Annotated in this window: 12 protein-coding genes and 2 pseudogenes; 5 read left to right on the top strand and 9 right to left on the bottom strand. The window is 64.6% G+C overall.

The window, feature by feature from the left end:
* Positions 1 to 108: 108 nt before the first annotated feature.
* The 5 genes from rnfB to gloA2 all read right to left on the bottom strand — a co-directional run bounded on the left by rnfB (position 109) and on the right by gloA2 (position 4930).
* The gene (gene rnfB / locus XBLMG947_RS12985; RefSeq protein ID WP_065469093.1) at positions 109 to 537 is read right to left on the bottom strand and encodes an Rnf electron transport complex subunit RnfB; all 429 of its coding nucleotides are present in this window, start codon (positions 535 to 537) and stop codon (positions 109 to 111) included.
* Between the two features lies 1 nt (position 538).
* A complete protein-coding gene (locus tag XBLMG947_RS12980; RefSeq protein WP_065469092.1) occupies positions 539 to 1129 on the bottom strand; it encodes an HAD family hydrolase in 591 nt (196 codons plus the stop codon).
* 427 nt (positions 1130 to 1556) lie between these two features.
* A complete protein-coding gene (gene metG / locus XBLMG947_RS12975) occupies positions 1557 to 3641 on the bottom strand; it encodes a methionine--tRNA ligase (RefSeq protein WP_065469091.1) in 2085 nt (694 codons plus the stop codon).
* A gap of 254 nt (positions 3642 to 3895) precedes the next feature.
* On the bottom strand, positions 3896 to 4345 hold the full coding sequence (locus XBLMG947_RS12970; RefSeq protein WP_065469090.1) for a DUF2147 domain-containing protein: 450 nt from the start codon (positions 4343 to 4345) through the stop codon (positions 3896 to 3898).
* 195 nt (positions 4346 to 4540) lie between these two features.
* Complete coding sequence (gloA2, locus tag XBLMG947_RS12965) at positions 4541 to 4930, bottom strand: SMU1112c/YaeR family gloxylase I-like metalloprotein (RefSeq protein ID WP_065469186.1); 390 nt, start codon at positions 4928 to 4930, stop codon at positions 4541 to 4543.
* Positions 4931 to 5280: 350 nt separating this feature from the next.
* Here gloA2 and mmuP point away from each other — a divergent pair, with 350 nt between their 5' ends.
* Positions 5281 to 6678 carry an S-methylmethionine permease gene (gene mmuP / locus XBLMG947_RS12955; RefSeq protein ID WP_065469088.1) on the top strand — a complete coding sequence of 466 codons (1398 nt, stop codon included), beginning with the start codon at positions 5281 to 5283 and terminating at the stop codon, positions 6676 to 6678.
* The gene (gene mmuM, locus XBLMG947_RS12950) at positions 6675 to 7640 is read left to right on the top strand and encodes a homocysteine S-methyltransferase (RefSeq protein WP_065469087.1); all 966 of its coding nucleotides are present in this window, start codon (positions 6675 to 6677) and stop codon (positions 7638 to 7640) included. The genes mmuP and mmuM overlap by 4 nt, the downstream gene beginning before the upstream one ends.
* Before the next feature lie 295 nt (positions 7641 to 7935).
* On the opposite strand, the gene XBLMG947_RS12945 is transcribed toward mmuM, so the two are convergent.
* The 3 genes from XBLMG947_RS12945 to XBLMG947_RS12935 all read right to left on the bottom strand — a co-directional run bounded on the left by XBLMG947_RS12945 (position 7936) and on the right by XBLMG947_RS12935 (position 11612).
* A complete protein-coding gene (locus XBLMG947_RS12945; protein WP_065469086.1) occupies positions 7936 to 9882 on the bottom strand; it encodes a DUF885 domain-containing protein in 1947 nt (648 codons plus the stop codon).
* A 274-nt stretch (positions 9883 to 10156) separates the two neighbouring features.
* On the bottom strand, positions 10157 to 10933 hold the full coding sequence (locus XBLMG947_RS12940) for a queuosine precursor transporter (protein WP_065469085.1): 777 nt from the start codon (positions 10931 to 10933) through the stop codon (positions 10157 to 10159).
* Positions 10934 to 10937: 4 nt separating this feature from the next.
* On the bottom strand, positions 10938 to 11612 hold the full coding sequence (locus XBLMG947_RS12935; protein WP_065469185.1) for a DUF502 domain-containing protein: 675 nt from the start codon (positions 11610 to 11612) through the stop codon (positions 10938 to 10940).
* A 187-nt stretch (positions 11613 to 11799) separates the two neighbouring features.
* On the opposite strand from XBLMG947_RS12935, the gene XBLMG947_RS12930 reads away from it, so the two are divergent.
* Positions 11800 to 13221, top strand: a complete 1422-nt coding sequence (locus XBLMG947_RS12930) for a hypothetical protein (protein ID WP_065469184.1) — start codon at positions 11800 to 11802, stop codon at positions 13219 to 13221.
* A 271-nt stretch (positions 13222 to 13492) separates the two neighbouring features.
* Here the strand turns inward: XBLMG947_RS12930 and XBLMG947_RS12925 are convergent, their stop codons facing one another.
* The gene (locus XBLMG947_RS12925; protein WP_065469183.1) at positions 13493 to 15046 is read right to left on the bottom strand and encodes an alginate export family protein; all 1554 of its coding nucleotides are present in this window, start codon (positions 15044 to 15046) and stop codon (positions 13493 to 13495) included.
* A 147-nt stretch (positions 15047 to 15193) separates the two neighbouring features.
* Between XBLMG947_RS12925 and XBLMG947_RS12920 the strand changes: the two are divergent.
* Together XBLMG947_RS12920 and XBLMG947_RS12915 are read left to right on the top strand one after the other, a co-directional pair.
* Positions 15194 to 15337, top strand: a pseudogene (locus XBLMG947_RS12920) (PadR family transcriptional regulator); the annotation flags it as partial.
* Positions 15334 to 16244, top strand: a pseudogene (locus tag XBLMG947_RS12915) (sensor domain-containing protein). The pseudogenes XBLMG947_RS12920 and XBLMG947_RS12915, both read left to right, overlap by 4 nt.
* The last annotated feature ends 116 nt before the right edge of the window (positions 16245 to 16360 follow it).

The following is a 16360-nucleotide window of genomic DNA, read 5'->3' as shown; positions in this document are numbered from 1 at the left end:
CGCGCCCGCTCAGATCGGGCTTGCGTCGCGTGTGCCCGTGACGCGATGTGCGTGAGTCCGTCGTCACGCAAGCGCCCACGGGCTGCGGCCTCGCGCCGAACCCCGCGCTCAGCTGGCAGAGTGCAGCTCGATGCAATCCATCGGGCAGGCGGGCAGACACAGTTCGCAGCCGGTGCACAGCGGCGCGATCACCGTGTGCATGTGCTTGGCGCCGCCGACGATGGCATCTACCGGGCAGGCCTGGATGCACTTGGTGCAGCCGATGCAATCGGCCTCCACAATCCAGGCCACCTGCGGCAATGTGTGTGCGCCGCGACTGCGATCAAAGGGACGTGCAGGCACGCCCAGCACCTGCGCCAATGCGCGTGCCCCTGCATCGCCGCCGGGCGGACAGTGATCGATCGTAGCCAGGCCATCTGCCATCGCCTGCGCATACGGACGACAGCCGTCGTAGCCGCATTGGCCGCATTGGGTCTGCGGCAGCAGGCGGTCGAGGCGTTCGACCAGATCGGGCGCAGGGGCGGACATCGTGGCCATCTCAATGCAGCAAATTGCCGCGATACCAGCGCCGTTGCGCAAGCGCGAGCATCGGTTTGTCTTCGCGGCTGTCCCCATACGCATGCACGCACGCATATGTGGAGAGGTCGTAGCGCGCCTTGATCTGCGCCGCCTTGTGCGGGCCGCAGTCGCCATCGGCATAGCGCCCGGTCAACACGCTTGCAACATGTTCCAGCCGGTTGCAGATCAGCGACAGCCCATGCTCGGCACACCACGGCTGCAGATAGAGATCCAGCGACGCGGAGACCAGCACCACTTCATGCCCCTGCGTCTGATGCCAGTCGATGCGTTGCATCATCTCGGCACGCAGCACGCCCGGCAGCGCCATGCGCGCGTACTCGGTGCCATGCGCGGCCATGTCATCCAGCGAGCGACCACTGAACACCAGCCGCGTCACCCGTGCGCGCAGTGCTGCCGCAGACACCATGCCCATCCGGTATCCCAGCACCCACGGACCCGCCTGCCACTTCGCCGCGGCCAGCTGCGCAGGCGTGGCGACCTTGCGCAGGAAGCGCGCATAGGTGTCGCAGGTGGTGACGGTATGGTCGAAATCGAACAGGGCCAGGTGCATGGGGGCGGGGATTGGGGAGTCGGGAGTGGGGATTCGTTAAAGGCGCTGTGTCTGCTGTTCCCTTCTCCCACTGGGACAGTGTCCTCCTTCGTGGGGGGAGAAGGTGCCCCGCAAGGGCGGATGAAGGTGCGAGCGCAGCCTCGTGCAGTTGGAACGGCATCAGCGCTTGGCATCGTACCCTCACCGCAACCCCCGCTCCGCGATCGCAGCGCGGGCGCTCCAAGGCACGTGCGCCAGTGGCGCGCAACCCGTGCCTTCTCACCCCGGCGGTAGAGGGGCCTTGAACTCGGGGACGTGTAGAGATGGGCTTGGCACCCGCTTTTGAAATCTCTCAGTAGTCGGAGCCTGAAGATTCATCGGGCATGTCTCGCAGACCAGATCAGGGGTTGCTTCTACGATTCCCAAATCCCGACTCCTCAATCCCGCTTCACCGCACCGGCATGCCCGGCTGCGCGCCGCTGTCGGCATCCAGCAGCGCCAGGGCGCCGCCGTCGAAGCCGGCCGACAAAATCATGCCTTCGCTGATACCGAAGCGCATCTTGCGCGGGGCCAGGTTGGCGATGAACACCACGCTGCGGCCGACCAATGTCTCCGGTTCGCCGTAGCTGGCGCGGATGCCCGAGAAGATCTGGCGCTTGCCCAGTTCGCCGGCATCCAGCTCGAAGCGCAGCAGCTTGTCGGAGCCTTCCACGAATTCGCACACCAGCACCTTGCCGATCCGTAGGTCGAGCTTGGCGAAATCGTCGATACCGATGAAGCCGGGATTGGTGGTTGGGGATTCGGGATTGGCAGCTGCGGCGGGCTTTGCGTCAGCCTTGGCCGGTGCAGGCTTGGCGGTGGTAGCCGGTGCCGCAGGTATGGCGAGGGTGTCTTTGGAAGCGTCGGTCATGGCGTCGATCAGTTTGGGGTCGATACGGGTGAACAGGGCGGTGTAGGGCTGGATCGTGTGCGCGGTGAGCGGGCGCTCCACATTTTCCCAACTGGTCATTGGCGCCGACAAAAAGGCCTCGGCCTCGGCGCAGGTGCGCGGCAGGATCGGCTTGAGGCCGGCCACCAGGATGCGGAACAGGTTCAGGCCCTGGGTGCAGACCGATTGCAGCTGCGCATCGGCGCCATCCTGCTTGGCGATCACCCAGGGTTTGGTGTCGTCGATGTACTTGTTGGCCTCGTCGGCCAGCGCCATGGTCTGGCGGATCGCGCTGGCGGCATCGTTGCGTTCATACGCGTCGCGGATCGGCGCCAACGCGGCGACGAAGCGGTCGTACTGCGCCGGATCGGGCAGCGCGTCGGCGAGCTTGCCGTCGAAACGCTTGCCGATGAAGCCGGCGCAGCGGCTGGCCAGGTTGACGAACTTGCCGACCAGATCGGCATTCACCCGCGCGATGAAATCGCCCAGGTTGAGGTCCAGGTCGTCCACGCCGCCGGAGGATTTGGCCGCGAAGTAGTAGCGCAGCGCCTCCGGTTCCAGGCCGACATCCAGGAAGGTCCGCGCCATCACGAAGGTGCCGCGCGACTTGGACATCTTGGCGCCGTCCACGGTCAGATAACCGTTGACGTGCAGGCGTGTGGGCGCGCGATGGCCGGTGCCGTGCAGCACCGCCGGCCAGAACAGGCCGTGGAAATTGACGATGTCCTTGCCGATGAAGTGATGCAGCTCGGTCTGGGTGCCGGCGACCAGATGCGCGTCGAAATCCTCGCCGATCTGCGCGCACAGCGTCTTGAAGCTGCACAGGTAGCCGATCGGTGCGTCCAGCCACACGTAGAAATACTTGCCCGGTTGGCCGGGAATCTGGAAGCCGAAATACGGCGCATCGCGCGAGATGTCCCACGCACGCAGGCCGCCTTCGGTGTCCAGCCATTCCTTGAGCTTGGCCTTGACGCCGGGCAGCGCGACATCGACGGCCAGCCACTCACGCAGGAAGCCGTCGAAATGGCCGACTTCGAAGAAGAAATGCTCCGAATCACGCAGCTCCGGGGTGGCGCCGGAGATCACCGATTTTGGTTCTTTGAGCTCGGTTGGCGCGTAGGTGGCACCGCAGACTTCGCAGTTGTCGCCGTACTGATCCGCGCTGCCGCAGTTGGGGCAGATGCCCTTGATGTAGCGGTCCGGCAGGAACATGCCCTTGGCCGGGTCGTAGAACTGCGCCACCGAGCGCCGGCTGATATGGCCGGCCGCTTCCAGCTTGCTGTAGAAGGCCTCGGTGAGCTCGCGATTGACCGGCGAATTGGTCGAATCGTAATGATCGAAGCTCACCCCGAACGCGGCGAAATCGCGCTCGTGGCTGGCCTGGATATTGGCGATGAAGGTTTCCGGGGTGACGCCGGCCTTCTCGGCCGCCAGCATGATCGGCGTGCCATGGGTGTCGTCGGCGCAGACGAACCAGGTCTTGTCGCCGCGCAACCGGCGCGCGCGCACCCAGATATCGGCCTGGATGTAACCGACCAGATGGCCAAGATGCAGCGGGCCGTTGGCGTACGGCAGAGCGGTGGTGACAAGTGCGGTGCGGGTCATGGCAGGCGTGATGCGGGGGACAGACGATTATCGCATTAGTCGGGAAAGGGGCGGGAATGGGGAATGGGGAATCGGTAGAGGCAGGGCAAGTTTCTTGCGCTGTTGATGGGCGCCGGCCGTTCGCCGGCCGTGGGAGCGCAATGGCGCTCACCCCTTGCCTTTCAGTTTTCTCGCGGGCCGGCATGGCGGATTGGAGAACAAAAAAGGCGCCCCGAAGGGCGCCCGCTCTTACGATTCCCAATCCCGATTCCTGGCTACTCGCGCACCCAGGTCTGGGTACGGCCCAGCGCTTCGATACCGACGTAGCCGCGCATCTGCAGCTTCTTGCCGCCGTCGGTCAGGGTGATCTTGGCCTTGTAGGTCTTGCCCTTGGCCGGGTCCAGCACCGAGCCGCCGTCCCACACGGCGGTGCCGTCGGCCTTGAGGCCCCATAGGATGGTCATGCCCTTGATCGGCTTGCCTTTCAGCGCGCCGTCGCACTTGTCGCAGGTGGGGTTTGGCCCATGGTTGGACTGCAGGATCTCGACCACCTTGCCGCTCAACGTGCCATTGGCGGCCTGTTCGATCTGTACCACCGACTTGGGCTTGCCGGTCTCGTCGTCGATGGTCTTCCAGCGGCCTACCGGCGAATCGGACGCCTGGGCCAGCAGCGAAGCCGCTGCCAGCGGCAGGGCCAGCATCAGGGTCTTGAACGTCTTGCGCATGTGTCCCCTCCCAGGGATTGCTGTGGCCACCGTCGGCGGCCTGGGAGCGAATGTATACCGTGGAGTATGGTGGCGGAAAGATGCACTGCGGGATGTGCTCATGCGTGCGTGTCGCTCTTCGCCGAGGCAGTGGCAGTCCCATCGGCAGACGCAGACCTTGCGTGAGCGGCATATGCCTCGCACGCGCGTTGCTGCTCAGCTGATCTCGTACAATTCCAGCGGCAGATCGTCCGGATCGGCGAAAAAGCTGAAGCGGCGGCCGGTGTATTCGTCGATGCGGATATCTTCGGTCGCCACGCCGTGAGCGTTGAGATGCGCGATGGCGGCATCCAGGTCGTCGACGCGAAACGCGAGGTGGCGTAGGCCGCGCGCTTCCGGCCGGCTGGGCCGCAAGGGCGCGTTGGGAAACGAGAACAGCTCGATCTGCCCGCCATCGGGCAGGGCCAGGTCCAGCTTCCACGAATCGCGCACCTGCCGATAATGCTCGTCGAGCATGCGCAAGCCCAGAACCTCGCAATAGAACTGCTTGGACGCCGCGTAGTCGCCAGCGATGATCGCCACGTGGTGAATGCCAGCGAGCATCATGCCGCGTTCCAACGCAGTGCTGAGGGCAGGAGGGCCGTTGTCGACGCCTTCGAGCACGCGCTGCACGCATGGCGCGCAATGCGGTGCACAGCAAGGTCGGCATCGCCTGTGCAGGTTGCGCTGTGTGGCGTGGGCAAGCGCCCAGGCAAGCCTCCGATAGCGAGGCTGCGCGAGGATGTGTGCAGGGCGGTAAGGCGATGGTGTGGCATGCGGAAGGCCAGCAGAAACCGTTCAGCAGCATAACTGCCCGCCAGTGAGCCGCAGGCCCTGCGTCACAGCTTGCTTGCGGACGGTTGTGACCGTTTGCGGGCGCGTGGCAGGATGATGCGCCCTCCCGCTCAGGCGTACGCATGCCCGAACAGTCGCCCACTTCCGCACCGCAGTTCCAGCGCAGCATGCAGGTGCGTCATCTGGTGATGCTGTCGCTGGGTGGCGTGATCGGCACCGGCCTGTTCTTCAATACCGGTTACATCATCGCCAGCACTGGGGCGCTGGGCACGGTACTGGCGTATCTGATCGGCGCGTTGGTGGTGTACCTGGTGATGCAGTGCCTGGGCGAGCTGGCAGTGGCGATGCCGCAGACCGGCGCGTTTCATGTGTATGCCGCGCGTTACCTGGGTCCGGCCACCGGATACGTGGTGGCGTGGTTGTACTGGCTGACCTGGACGGTGGCGTTGGGCTCCAGCCTGACTGCAGCGGCGTTCTGCATGCAGTACTGGTTCCCGCAGAGCCCGGCGTGGCCGTGGTGTCTGGTGTTCTGTGCGCTGATCTTCGGCTTGAACACGGTGTCGGCACGTTGGTTTGCCGAGGGCGAGTTCTGGTTTTCGTTGATCAAGGTGGTCACGATCCTGGTGTTCATCGGGCTGGGCGGCGCGGCGGTGATCGGCGTGCTGCCGCTGGCCGATGGTTCGCCCGCACCCGGGCTGCGGCATCTGCGTGCCGAAGGCTGGTTTGCGCACGGCACGCTGCCGATCCTGATGACGATGGTGGCGGTCAATTTCGCGTTTTCCGGCACCGAGTTGATCGGTGTAGCTGCCGGCGAAACCGCGCAGCCGGCGCGCGCGATTCCCTTGGCGATTCGTACGACCTTGGTACGGCTGGTGGTGTTGTTTGTCGGTACCGTGCTGGTGCTGGCCGCGCTGCTGCCGGCCAGCCAGGCTGCGGTGGAGACCAGTCCGTTCGTGCGCGCCTTCGAGTTGCTGGGCATTCCATACGCGGCCGACATCTTGAATGCGGTGATCCTCACTGCGATCCTGTCGGCCGCCAACTCCGGCCTGTATGCGGCCGCGCGCATGCTGTGGTCGTTGGCCAACGAAGGCACGTTGCCGGCGGGCCTGGCGCGGTTGACCCGCCGCGGTATTCCGTTGCGTGCGGTGTCGTTGAGCATGCTGGGTGGCTTGCTTGCATTGCTCACGGGCGTGTATGCGGCAGACACCGTATTCGTTGCGATCTCGGCCGTCTCGGGGTTTGCGGTGGTGGTGGTGTGGCTGAGCATCTGCGCCGCGCATTACCGCTTCCGTCGCCAACTGCTGCGCGATGGCATTGCGCTGGAAACGCTGGCATATCGGGCGCCGTGGTATCCGTGGACGCCGATCCTCGGCGTTTCGCTGTGTCTGCTGGCGTGCGTCGGACTGGCATTCGATCCGCAGCAGCGCATTGCGCTGTACTGCGGAATTCCGTTCGTGGCGCTGTGCTACGGCGCCTATGCCTTCAGCCAATGGCTCGCCGCCAGGAGACTGCACGCATGACGATTCTTCCCCGCCAGCCGCGCGCCAACGCACCTTTCAGCCAGGCCTTGCAAGATGAGGGTTACGTGCTGCTGGACGGCGCGCTGGCCACCGAACTGGAACAACGCGGTTGCGATCTCAACGATGCGCTGTGGTCGGCGCGCGTGTTGATGGAACAGCCGGAGTTGATCTATCAGGTGCATCGCGATTACTTCGCTGCCGGTGCGCAATGCGCGATCACCGCCAGTTACCAGGCCACCCCGCTTGGGTTCGCCGCGCGCGGACTGGATGTTGCGCAATCGCAGGCGTTGATCGCACGCAGCGTGGAACTGGCCATGCAGGCACGCGCCAATCATCTGCAGGCCCAGCCACACGCCGCGCCGATGTGGGTGGCAGGCTCGGTGGGGCCGTATGGCGCATATCTGGCCGATGGCTCGGAATATCGCGGCGACTACGTGCTGCCGATCGAGCAGTTGATGGACTTCCATCGCCCGCGCATCGCTGCGCTGGCGAAGGCTGGCGTGGACGTGCTGGCCTGTGAAACGCTGCCATCGGCCAGCGAAATCATGGCGTTGCGGCAGTTGCTGCAAAACGAATTTGCGCAGCTGCATGCCTGGTTTTCCTTCACATTGCGCGATGCGGAGCGTCTGAGCGACGGTACGCCGCTGGCGCAGGTGGTGCCGGCCCTGGATGCCTGTGCGCAGGTGATCGCGGTGGGCATCAATTGCATTGCGCTGGATCAGGTGACGGCTGCATTGCACAGCCTGTCGGGGCTGACCGCGCTGCCGTTGGTGGTGTATCCGAACTCGGGCGAGCACTACGACGCCAGCGACAAGCGCTGGCATGCCGGCCACGCGACGGCGCGCACGCTGGCCGACCAGCATGCGCAATGGCTGGCGGCTGGCGCGCGCCTGATCGGTGGCTGCTGCCGCACCACGCCGCGCGATATCGCCGCATTGGCGGCGGCGCGCGTGGCCGGTTGAGTGCGCACGGGTGAGGCGCTGAGAGACTTCTGTGTAAACGACATCTACGCAAGCGCCGCGCGCAGCGGTAGTTCGTCCTGCCGCGCCGATCCTGACACTCCGCGCCTCCTGGGCGCGGCCAGCACAACGACTACGCGGCAGGTAGCCAGGATCGGCACGCATTGCACGCGCTCGACGGTTCTACGCGTCCCGTGCATGCCGGCCCACCCGTCGTCGTTCGGTCGTGTCTGCCACGCTGGACGCCGCTGCTGGCAGAAAACGCGTTTTCGCGGCGTGACTGCTTCCGCCTTGCCGCTCACCCCTTCTGCGTGGCGATCCAGCGCTGGATCTTGTCCTGCAAGATATCCAGCGGCACCGAGCCGTCCTTGAGCACTTCGGTGTGGAAGGCGCGCACATCGAAGCGTGGGCCCAACTCGCGCTGCGCCTGCTGGCGCAATTGCAAAATCTTCATCTCGCCCACCTTGTAAGCCAGCGCCTGGCCGGGGATGGCCATGTAACGGTCCACCTCGGCTTCGGCATCGGCACGGGTCATCGCAGAGTTGTCCACCATGTAGTCGATGGCCTGGGTACGCGTCCAGCCCTTGCTGTGCAGGCCGGTATCGGTGACCAGGCGAATCGACCGCCACAACGCGTTCTGTAGATAGCCGTAGTAGTTGTACGGGTCTTGATACAGGCCCAGCTCGCGGCCCAGCGATTCGGCGTACAGGCCCCAGCCTTCGATGTAGGCGGTCTCGCCGCCCAGGCGACGGAAGTTGGGCAGGTCGGTCAGCTGCTGCTGCAGCCCGAGCTGGTAGTGGTGGCCGGGAATGGCTTCGTGCAGGTACAGGCTCTCTGCCTCCCAGGTCTTGCGCGAGGGCAGTTCGGAGGTGTTGACGTAGAAGATGCCCGCTGAGTTGCCGCTGCTGCCATTGACGCTGGGGCGCATGTATGAGCCGCTGGCCGCGGACTGCGCGCGCTGCGGTTCCACCGCACGCACTTCCAGCGCCGGCATGCCCTGGGTGTTGAACAACCGCGGCACTGCCAGCTGCACGCGGCCCTGCAGGCTGCGATAAGCGCCCAGCAACTCGGTCTCGCTGCGGAAGCTGAAGCGCCGGTCGGTCTGCATGAACTTGTAGAACTTGGGCAGGTTGCCGCGGAATTTGACCTGTTTGGCTAAGGCCTGGATTTCGCCCTGCAGGCGAGCGACTTCATCCAGGCCGATCTGATGCACCTGTTCCGGGGTCAGGTCCGTGGTGGTGCTCTGGCGCACGTCGTAGGCGTACCACGCGGCACCGTTCCGCAATGCCGCTAGCCCATCGCTGTCGCGGCAGGCGGGCAGGTATTCGGTGGCGATGAAGCCGCGCAACGCGCGATAGGCCGGCATGATGCGCGCTTCGATCATGCGCTTGTACTCGGCAGTGATGCGCTGCTTGTCGGCCTCGGGCATGTCGGCCGGCAGGTTGCGGATCGGCCCCCAGAACAGGCTGTCTTCGGCACTGCGCGCAATGATCGCATCCAGCTGCGGTAGCACCTTCTGCATCAGCACCTTGGGCTGCACCACGCCGGCCTGCATGCCGGCGCGCATGTTGGTGATGGCCTGGTCGAACAGTTCGGGAATGCCCTGCGCACGCCGCGACCAGTTGTCGTAATCCTTGACCGTCTTGAACGGCTGCGCGCCGGTGCCCGAGCCCAGCACCACCGTGATGCTGGCGATGTTGTAGAACTGGTTGATCGGCAGCATCCAGCTCGGGAACTGCTCGGCGGCCAGCGCGCTGCGCGCATCGCTTACGAAGATCTGGTAGCTGAGCAGGTCCTGGCCGCTCAGGCCATCCGGCCCCAGCGCCTCGGCCTTGCCCAGCCACAGCACGGTGAAATCGTGCGACTGCTGGCGAAACGCCGGCGACAGGAAGTTGGGCAGCTGGTCGTTGTAACGGCTCTCGCCCTGGAAGGTGGCCTGCAGCGGATTGAGCTTGAGCGAAGCGTCCCAGTATTGGTCGTACAGCAGGTTGAGTTGCTGTGCCTTGGTCAGCACCACCGGCGCGGCCACCGCGCGTGGCCTGACATTGGCGGCCTTGCTGCCCTTGCCCTTGGTGCTCTTAGATGCCGCCTTGGCGGTCTTCTTGCCTTTGCTCGCCTTCGCGCGCGTTTGCGTGGTCTGTGCCTTGGCGGTCTTCTTCTTGGCCGCGTCGGCCGGCGCCGCCAGCGACAGGCTCACGATGGCGGCCATGGCCAGGGACAGCAGGCGGGAAAAGCGAAGGGGCATTACCGGCTCCGGAAACAAGCGAGCGAGGAGCTTGCCCGATCCGCACGGTTAGGGCCAGCCATTGGGGGCATACCGCCTATCGGCAATTCATGCGGCGCACGGGCGCGGACCTGTGCCTGCGTGCTGTGGTACGTTGCGGCAGAAACGCGAACGCTCGCGCGCAGGCCACAGCGCACGGTGCGTTGGCTTGCAACGCAGCGATGCGTGCCACTGCCGGCAAGGCGCTGCCATCGCAACCCATTGACGCGATGACCTTGGCTGGAGGCAACCTGGCTCAGTCGGCAGCGGCCTCTTCGCGCAACTGCTCGGCCCGCTCGGCGCCCAGATACGCGGTGATGCCGCGGCGCGCCAGGTACAGCAGCGGGATCAGCAACACCGCAAAGCCCATCTTATAGATGTAGTTGAGCGTGCTCACCGCCAGGAATTGGTCGATGGACCAATGCTGAGGGCCGAGCACGAAGGCGATATAGATCACCACAAAGCTGTCCACCACCTGCGAGACCGCGGTGGAGCAGGTAGCGCGCAACCATACGTGTTTTTCGCCAGTGACGCGGCGGATACGGTGGAACACCATAACGTCGATCAATTGGCTGAACAGGAATGCCACCAGCGAGCCGCCGATGGTCCACAGGCCTTGCCCGAACACCGCCGCAAACGCCGCCTGGTAATCCGGCACGCCCTGACTCTGCGCCGCAGTGACCCACCACCCCGCTGGCGCCAGCGCGATGGCTGCGAAGGCGAACACGAAGCCATAGCCGATCAGCACGACCGCCACCCACGAGATGAAGCGCACCCCGCGGCTGCCGAAGAACTCGTTGATGGTGTCGGTCATGATGAACACCACCGGCCACAGCAAGGTGCCGGCGGTGAAGCTGAGCGAGCCGCTCTGGCCGAACAGATTCCAGTTCAACGGCGCAATGCCGAGCGTGTCTTCCAGCGCGAAGATCTTGACGCCGATGAACTCGGCCAGCGCCGCGTTGACGCAGAAGAATGCCGCCAATGCAATGAACAGGCGGACCGCGCGATCGTCGAGGGTACGCACGTGTGTCATGGTCTTAGCGATCCGCAGTACGGGTGAAGGGAACCGATTCCGGCGCCACTGCGCCACCGGAAATGATGAAGCTCATCGCCTGATCCACGCTCCAGTCGGTGGGCGTGAGCAGCTCCACCGGCACGATTTCCAGATAGCCGGAGGTGGGGTTCGGCGTGGTTGGCACGTAGACTGCCGCCAGTTCTCGGCCGGTCCCCTGTTCCTTGATCACGCGGGTGACCAAGCCCACCGACTTCATGTCGCGATGCGGGAAGTCGATCAGCACTACGCGCTGTGTGCTGCCGGGCTGGGTCTGCAGGATATCCAGCAGCTTGCGCGCGCTGTCGTAGACCACGCTGGCCAGCGGGATGCGCCGCATGATGGCCTCGAACCAGTGCAGCAGGCGCTGGCCGATCACGCGCCGGCTCAGGAGGCCGACGAACAGGATGACTGCCACGGTTGCGACCAGGGCGATGGTGTTCTGCACCCAAAGCGCTTTGAACCAGCCAAGATAATCGGGGAACGAGGCAGCAATGCGTTCGGACAACGGCACCACCCATGGGCTGCTGATGCCGGAGAGCAGCGAAAAAACGAACTTCACCACTACCCAGGTCAACCAGACCGGCAACAAGGTGAGCAAGCCGGTCAGGAAGACCCGTTGCAGGGAAGGGCGGGCGTGCGGCGTGGGGGATTCGGACATCTGCATAGTGTAGGCATTCGGCCGCGCTCGGTGGGGATGAGCCGTGGATTTGGGAGTGGGCATTCGGGATTGGCAAACGTGCTTCGCGTGCGTCCCACCGCTGCAACCTCTTCCGGTGCCTGATTCCGAAAGAGTTCGATGTCCATACGGCGACATGGTGGCGTCTGCCCGTCGCCGGCCTGCGCCGATGCGACTAAGATGCGCGACTCCCAGGGAAGGATGTACCCACGTGACTGCCAAGTTTTTCAAAGCCGCCCTGCTCGGTGTCTGCATCCTGCTCGCGGCGGTGGTTGCGCTGTATGCGGTCTCCAGGCATTGGCCGATTGCCGAGGCGCAGCGCCAGGCGTTGGCGCAGCTACGTCAGCCGCCGCCGCCGTTGCGCGGGAGCAACATGTTCGTGGCGCTGTGGTCGCTGTCGTACGCGATACCGGAGGCGCAGCGCGAAAACGTGCTGGCCCAGGACGTGGAGCGATTCAATCGGCTGCCGGAGCGGGTGCCATTTCAAAGTGTCGCAGCAGACTATCCGCGCCTGCCACGCTGGCCATCCAGCGCGCCGGCGCTGTGCACTGCCAGCGCCGGCGGATGCCTGCAGCGCGTGCGCACACAACCGCAGGCCTATGCCGATGCGCTGGCCGCACAAGCTCCGCTGCTGGCCCGGATGCGGGCATTGGCGGACGCCGCCGACTACCGCAGCCCATTCCGGGCGCAGGTCGATACGCCATTGCCCGAACTGCCGAAGATGTCCTTGTCGATGACGGCCAGTGCCTTGGACTTCGTCCAGGGGCGCACCACCCAGGCCTTGTCCGGCGTCTGCACCGATGCGCAGGTTGCCCGTGTCCTGATGCGCAGTGGCGACAATCTGGCGATCACGATGATTGGCGCGGCGATGCTGCGTGGCAATGCGCAGCTATTTGCCGACATGCTGGCCGAGCTGCCGGTGCAGCAGTCGCTGCCTGCGCACTGCGCCGCGGCGTTCGCACCGGCCGCAACCGACGAGATATCGCTCTGTCATGCGCTGCATGGCGAATCGCGGATGGCGTTCTCGATGCTGCAGGAAGTGCCTCCTGAGCACGATGATCGCGACTGGCTTGATCGCCTAGCGCCACAGTTGCTGGATCTCGAGCGCACCCAGGCCTTGCTGGCGCCGACCTTTACCTGGGCGTGCAGCGCTCCGGTGCGGGCAGTGCTGGAGCAGGATCGGGCGCTTCCGCAGGACAGCGTTCCACTACCCGAGACGACATCGGTGGCCTGCGTGGCCAATGCCACCGGCTGCCTGTTGGCAAGCGTGTCGCGTCCGGACTATGCCGATTACCAACGCAAGCTGCAGGACACCGCCGCTGCATTGCGCGCGGTCTCGGCGATGCTGTGGTTGCGCGATCACCCAGCGGACGCAGCGCAGTCGGTAGCGCTGCGACTTGCCGCGCTACCGCCCGCGCTGCGTGGACGGGCGCGCCCGCTGCAGGCCGATGACGATGGCAAGCATCTGATCCTGGTCCCGTACGCCCGGCGCGACGGTGGCAGTGGGGACTATCGCTGGCCATTGCCGGCTAGCCGGGGATCACAGAACCACGTCAGGCCAATGCGATCCAGTAAGTTCGGCGATGCTTAATCGGCACTACGCATCCCTCTGAATGCTGTGTGGAAAAAACGGGTCTGCCCAGTAGGTGTGTCGCTGATTTGCTGGGCCGATATTCGCCGAATCGGCGCGACCGCCACTGGCGTCGAAGACGCTCGTGCCTCACGCCTGCCGCGACGCGGGCATGGCATTGACCGCCTGCTCAAACGCCACATGCCGCGACCCAGGCAGGGCGCGGCATGTGCATGCGCGACGGTGATGGCAGCGCGACGCGATGCACGCAGGCGCATCGAGCACCTTGAGCTTAGAAGCGGAAGTTCAACCAGCCCATCACGAAGGTCGAATCGCCGTAGCCGGCCTTCTCCAACGCCGGCCCTGCCATCAGGTGTTCGGCGCGGAAGGTCACCGACCAATTCGGGTCGATGTTCCAGGTGGCGTTGATGCGCGGCATGGTGCCGATGCGGCGCTCGCCGGTGTTTTGCGTGCGTGCGTAGGCGCGTGCCTGGTTGTTGTAGATCGCATCGCTGGTGGTCTGGCGCCACAGGGTTTCCCATTCCAGATTCACGGTGATCTTGGAGGTGGGCGAGAAGGTGAACGTCGGCGCGGCAGTGACCAGGTTCACCGGGCCGAAGAACGTGGCCCAGCTGAAGTAGATCGTGTTGCCGTAGAGGAAATTGTTATTGCGCAGCGTGCCGGTCCCGGAGGCGCCACCGCCGCCGGAGGCGATTTCGCTATGGAACCCCAGGCGCGGCTTCCAGCCGGTTTCGCTCAACGACCAGGCGTTGGAGGTGCTGGCCATGTAGGCGCGCAGGTCGCGTCCGCCGAAGCTGCCGCGCTGCACGGTCACGAACGAATCGGTACGCAGCTTGCCCACGTTGCCCCACAGGCGCAGGCCATAGTAATTGCGGTTTTCTTCTGCGCTCTGGCGGCCCCAGACCTGGTTGTCGTTACGGAACTGATAAAAGAACGGCTCCAGATACGCCGGCTTGGCCGTCGGCAGGCGGTAGCCACCGATCACGCCGCGGAAGTGCCGCGAGCGGTCGATGCGATCGTCGCCCAGGCCTTCGGTGCCATCCAGGTTGAAATTGAAATCGAACAGGTCGACACGCGTCTTGTCGCCGATCGCCCAGGCCCGCACGCCGTTGAAGGTCACGAAGATATCGGTGTTGTCGCGCAGCGCCATCAGCGTGGTGGGGCCATCGACGAACACCTGGCGGCCGACGCGCAGACCGGTGTCGGCGTCGCCGACACGGCCCTTCACTTCGACGAACACCTGCTGCAGGATGGCGTCGTTTTCCTGGGTGCCGGTCTTGGTACCTTCGTTGCGACCGTCCAGGCTGCCGTGCGCCAATTCCGTATATAGACGGAAATGTTCGCCGATATGAAAGTCCGCGCCGAAAAATGCGCGCAGCAGATACTGCTGCTGCGAATGGCTTCCCGGAATCAGGCCCGGATTGGTAATGGTGTTGCTGCGCACGCGCAGTTCATTGCTGAGCGACACATACACATCCCCGTCTGCATTGAGCGGGATGTATTTGAGCGGATCGAACGGACTTTTGCGCTTGGACGGATCCTTCAGATACGACCAGTCTTCGGCCCAGCGCACCTGCCACATATTGCCGCCCTGCTTGGCACCCCAGCCCTGGGCTTCGAGCGGATAGCCCTTGGCGGTGGCCGGCGCGGCGGTGACCGGTGCCTTGGCGGGCTCGGCCACGGCCTGCTCGGCGTTGGCCGGCGCCGGCTGCACCTGCGCCAGACCAAGGCCCGGCAACGCCAACCCGATCGCGAGGCACAGGCGCCGTGTGGCACCAAAGGAAGTATCAGCCATGGCCGGCTGCGCCAAGCGTATCGTTTGCATCGTCTGCCCCATCGAAAAGTGAAAATCCCCGGCGAACTTATCGGCAAAGGGGACGCCGACTGTAGTAAAGCCGTGCCAGAAAGGCAGTAACCCAAAGGTTCTAAGCACATGAACGCACTAGGGTTTGCACAGGCGGCCGCGACTGGATATGTCGAACTCTGGGTCTCCGGGTCGCCGCAACGGTATTACCGCATCACCGACAGCGGACGTGACTGCCTGCGCGATTGGACCGCCGCCTGGCGTGCCACCCGAGATTGCGTTGATTGCGTGCTGGAGGGGACCCACGCATGAACACGATTGCGCTGGCACATCCGTTGCCGACCAATATTGCGGATTATCTGTTGCAGCTACGCCAGATGCTGTCCGGCGCCGATCCGGCAGCGATCCAGGACGCGCTTTACGACGCCGAAGAATATCTGCGTGCCGAACTGGCAGAGCAGAAAAGCAAGAACGAAGCCGAGGTCATTGCAGGCGTGGCCAGCAGCGACGGCGCGCCGGAGGAAGTGGCCGAGATCCATCGCGAAACCGACGTGACCGTGACCCGCGCGTTGTGTCCACCGGCGCCAGCCAAGCGGGCTCGTGGATCGGTGCTTTTTTCGTTGTGGCCGCCGACTCGCGCAGGTACGGCGCATTGTTCTACATGCTGCTGTCGCTGCTTACCGGCATGTTCTATTTCAGCTGGTTCGTGACCTGTGCCAGCCTGTCGATCGGCTTGATGATCCTGATCATCGGCGTGCCGTTGCTGGTGCTGTTTTTCGGCTCGGTGCGGGTGTTGTCGCTGGTCGAAGGTCGCGTGGTCGAAGCGTTGCTCGGTGTGCGCACGCCGCGTCGCCCGCCACATCCGGGTCTGCAGGGGGGCTGGTTGCAACGCATCGGTGCGATGTTCACCGACGTGCGCAACTGGAGCACGATGCTGTACTTCCTGTTGATGCTGCCGCTGGGTGTTATCTCCTTCACCGTGTTTTGCACGTTGCTGTCGCTGGGCTTGGCCCCATCACCGCTCGCACTGTTGTTCGACAACGTCGCGGTGCTGACCTGGGATGGCGTGGATGTCACCAGCGGCTGGCTGACGCTGTCGTTGTTCGCGGTGGGCGTGTTGTTGGTGTTTGTCACGCTGCATGTGGCACGCGCCTTCGGCAAGCTGCATGGGATGTTCGCCAAGCAACTGTTGGTCAAGACCGGGGAGGTGGGTGTGTGATGCGTTTGGCCGATGTTTCAGCGTGCGCGGCGTCGATCGCGGCGCTTGCCGGCTGGCATGACATCGGCCGAGCGGTTGCACGTCGTCGCGTTACAAAAAAATCCCCGGCCGTGCCG

Source organism: Xanthomonas bromi (assembly GCF_900092025.1).
GTDB lineage: Bacteria > Pseudomonadota > Gammaproteobacteria > Xanthomonadales > Xanthomonadaceae > Xanthomonas > Xanthomonas bromi.
The sequence above is the reverse complement of the archived record's forward strand: the minus strand, read 5'-3'. Positions and strand labels throughout refer to the sequence as shown.

Excerpts from the sequence above, each read along its gene's own strand:
- XBLMG947_RS12925 (WP_065469183.1), bottom strand. The coding sequence starts at position 15,046 with ATGCAAACGATACGCTTGGCGCAGCCGGCCATGGCTGATACTTCCTTT.
- gloA2 (WP_065469186.1), bottom strand. The coding sequence starts at position 4,930 with ATGATGCTCGCTGGCATTCACCACGTGGCGATCATCGCTGGCGACTAC.
- XBLMG947_RS12970 (WP_065469090.1), bottom strand. The coding sequence starts at position 4,345 with ATGCGCAAGACGTTCAAGACCCTGATGCTGGCCCTGCCGCTGGCAGCG.
- XBLMG947_RS12980 (WP_065469092.1), bottom strand. The coding sequence starts at position 1,129 with ATGCACCTGGCCCTGTTCGATTTCGACCATACCGTCACCACCTGCGAC.
- rnfB (WP_065469093.1), bottom strand. The coding sequence starts at position 537 with ATGGCCACGATGTCCGCCCCTGCGCCCGATCTGGTCGAACGCCTCGAC.
- XBLMG947_RS12945 (WP_065469086.1), bottom strand. The coding sequence starts at position 9,882 with ATGCCCCTTCGCTTTTCCCGCCTGCTGTCCCTGGCCATGGCCGCCATC.
- mmuP (WP_065469088.1), top strand. The coding sequence starts at position 5,281 with ATGCCCGAACAGTCGCCCACTTCCGCACCGCAGTTCCAGCGCAGCATG.
- XBLMG947_RS12940 (WP_065469085.1), bottom strand. The coding sequence starts at position 10,933 with ATGACACACGTGCGTACCCTCGACGATCGCGCGGTCCGCCTGTTCATT.
- XBLMG947_RS12935 (WP_065469185.1), bottom strand. The coding sequence starts at position 11,612 with ATGTCCGAATCCCCCACGCCGCACGCCCGCCCTTCCCTGCAACGGGTC.
- XBLMG947_RS12930 (WP_065469184.1), top strand. The coding sequence starts at position 11,800 with ATGCGACTAAGATGCGCGACTCCCAGGGAAGGATGTACCCACGTGACT.
- metG (WP_065469091.1), bottom strand. The coding sequence starts at position 3,641 with ATGACCCGCACCGCACTTGTCACCACCGCTCTGCCGTACGCCAACGGC.
- mmuM (WP_065469087.1), top strand. The coding sequence starts at position 6,675 with ATGACGATTCTTCCCCGCCAGCCGCGCGCCAACGCACCTTTCAGCCAG.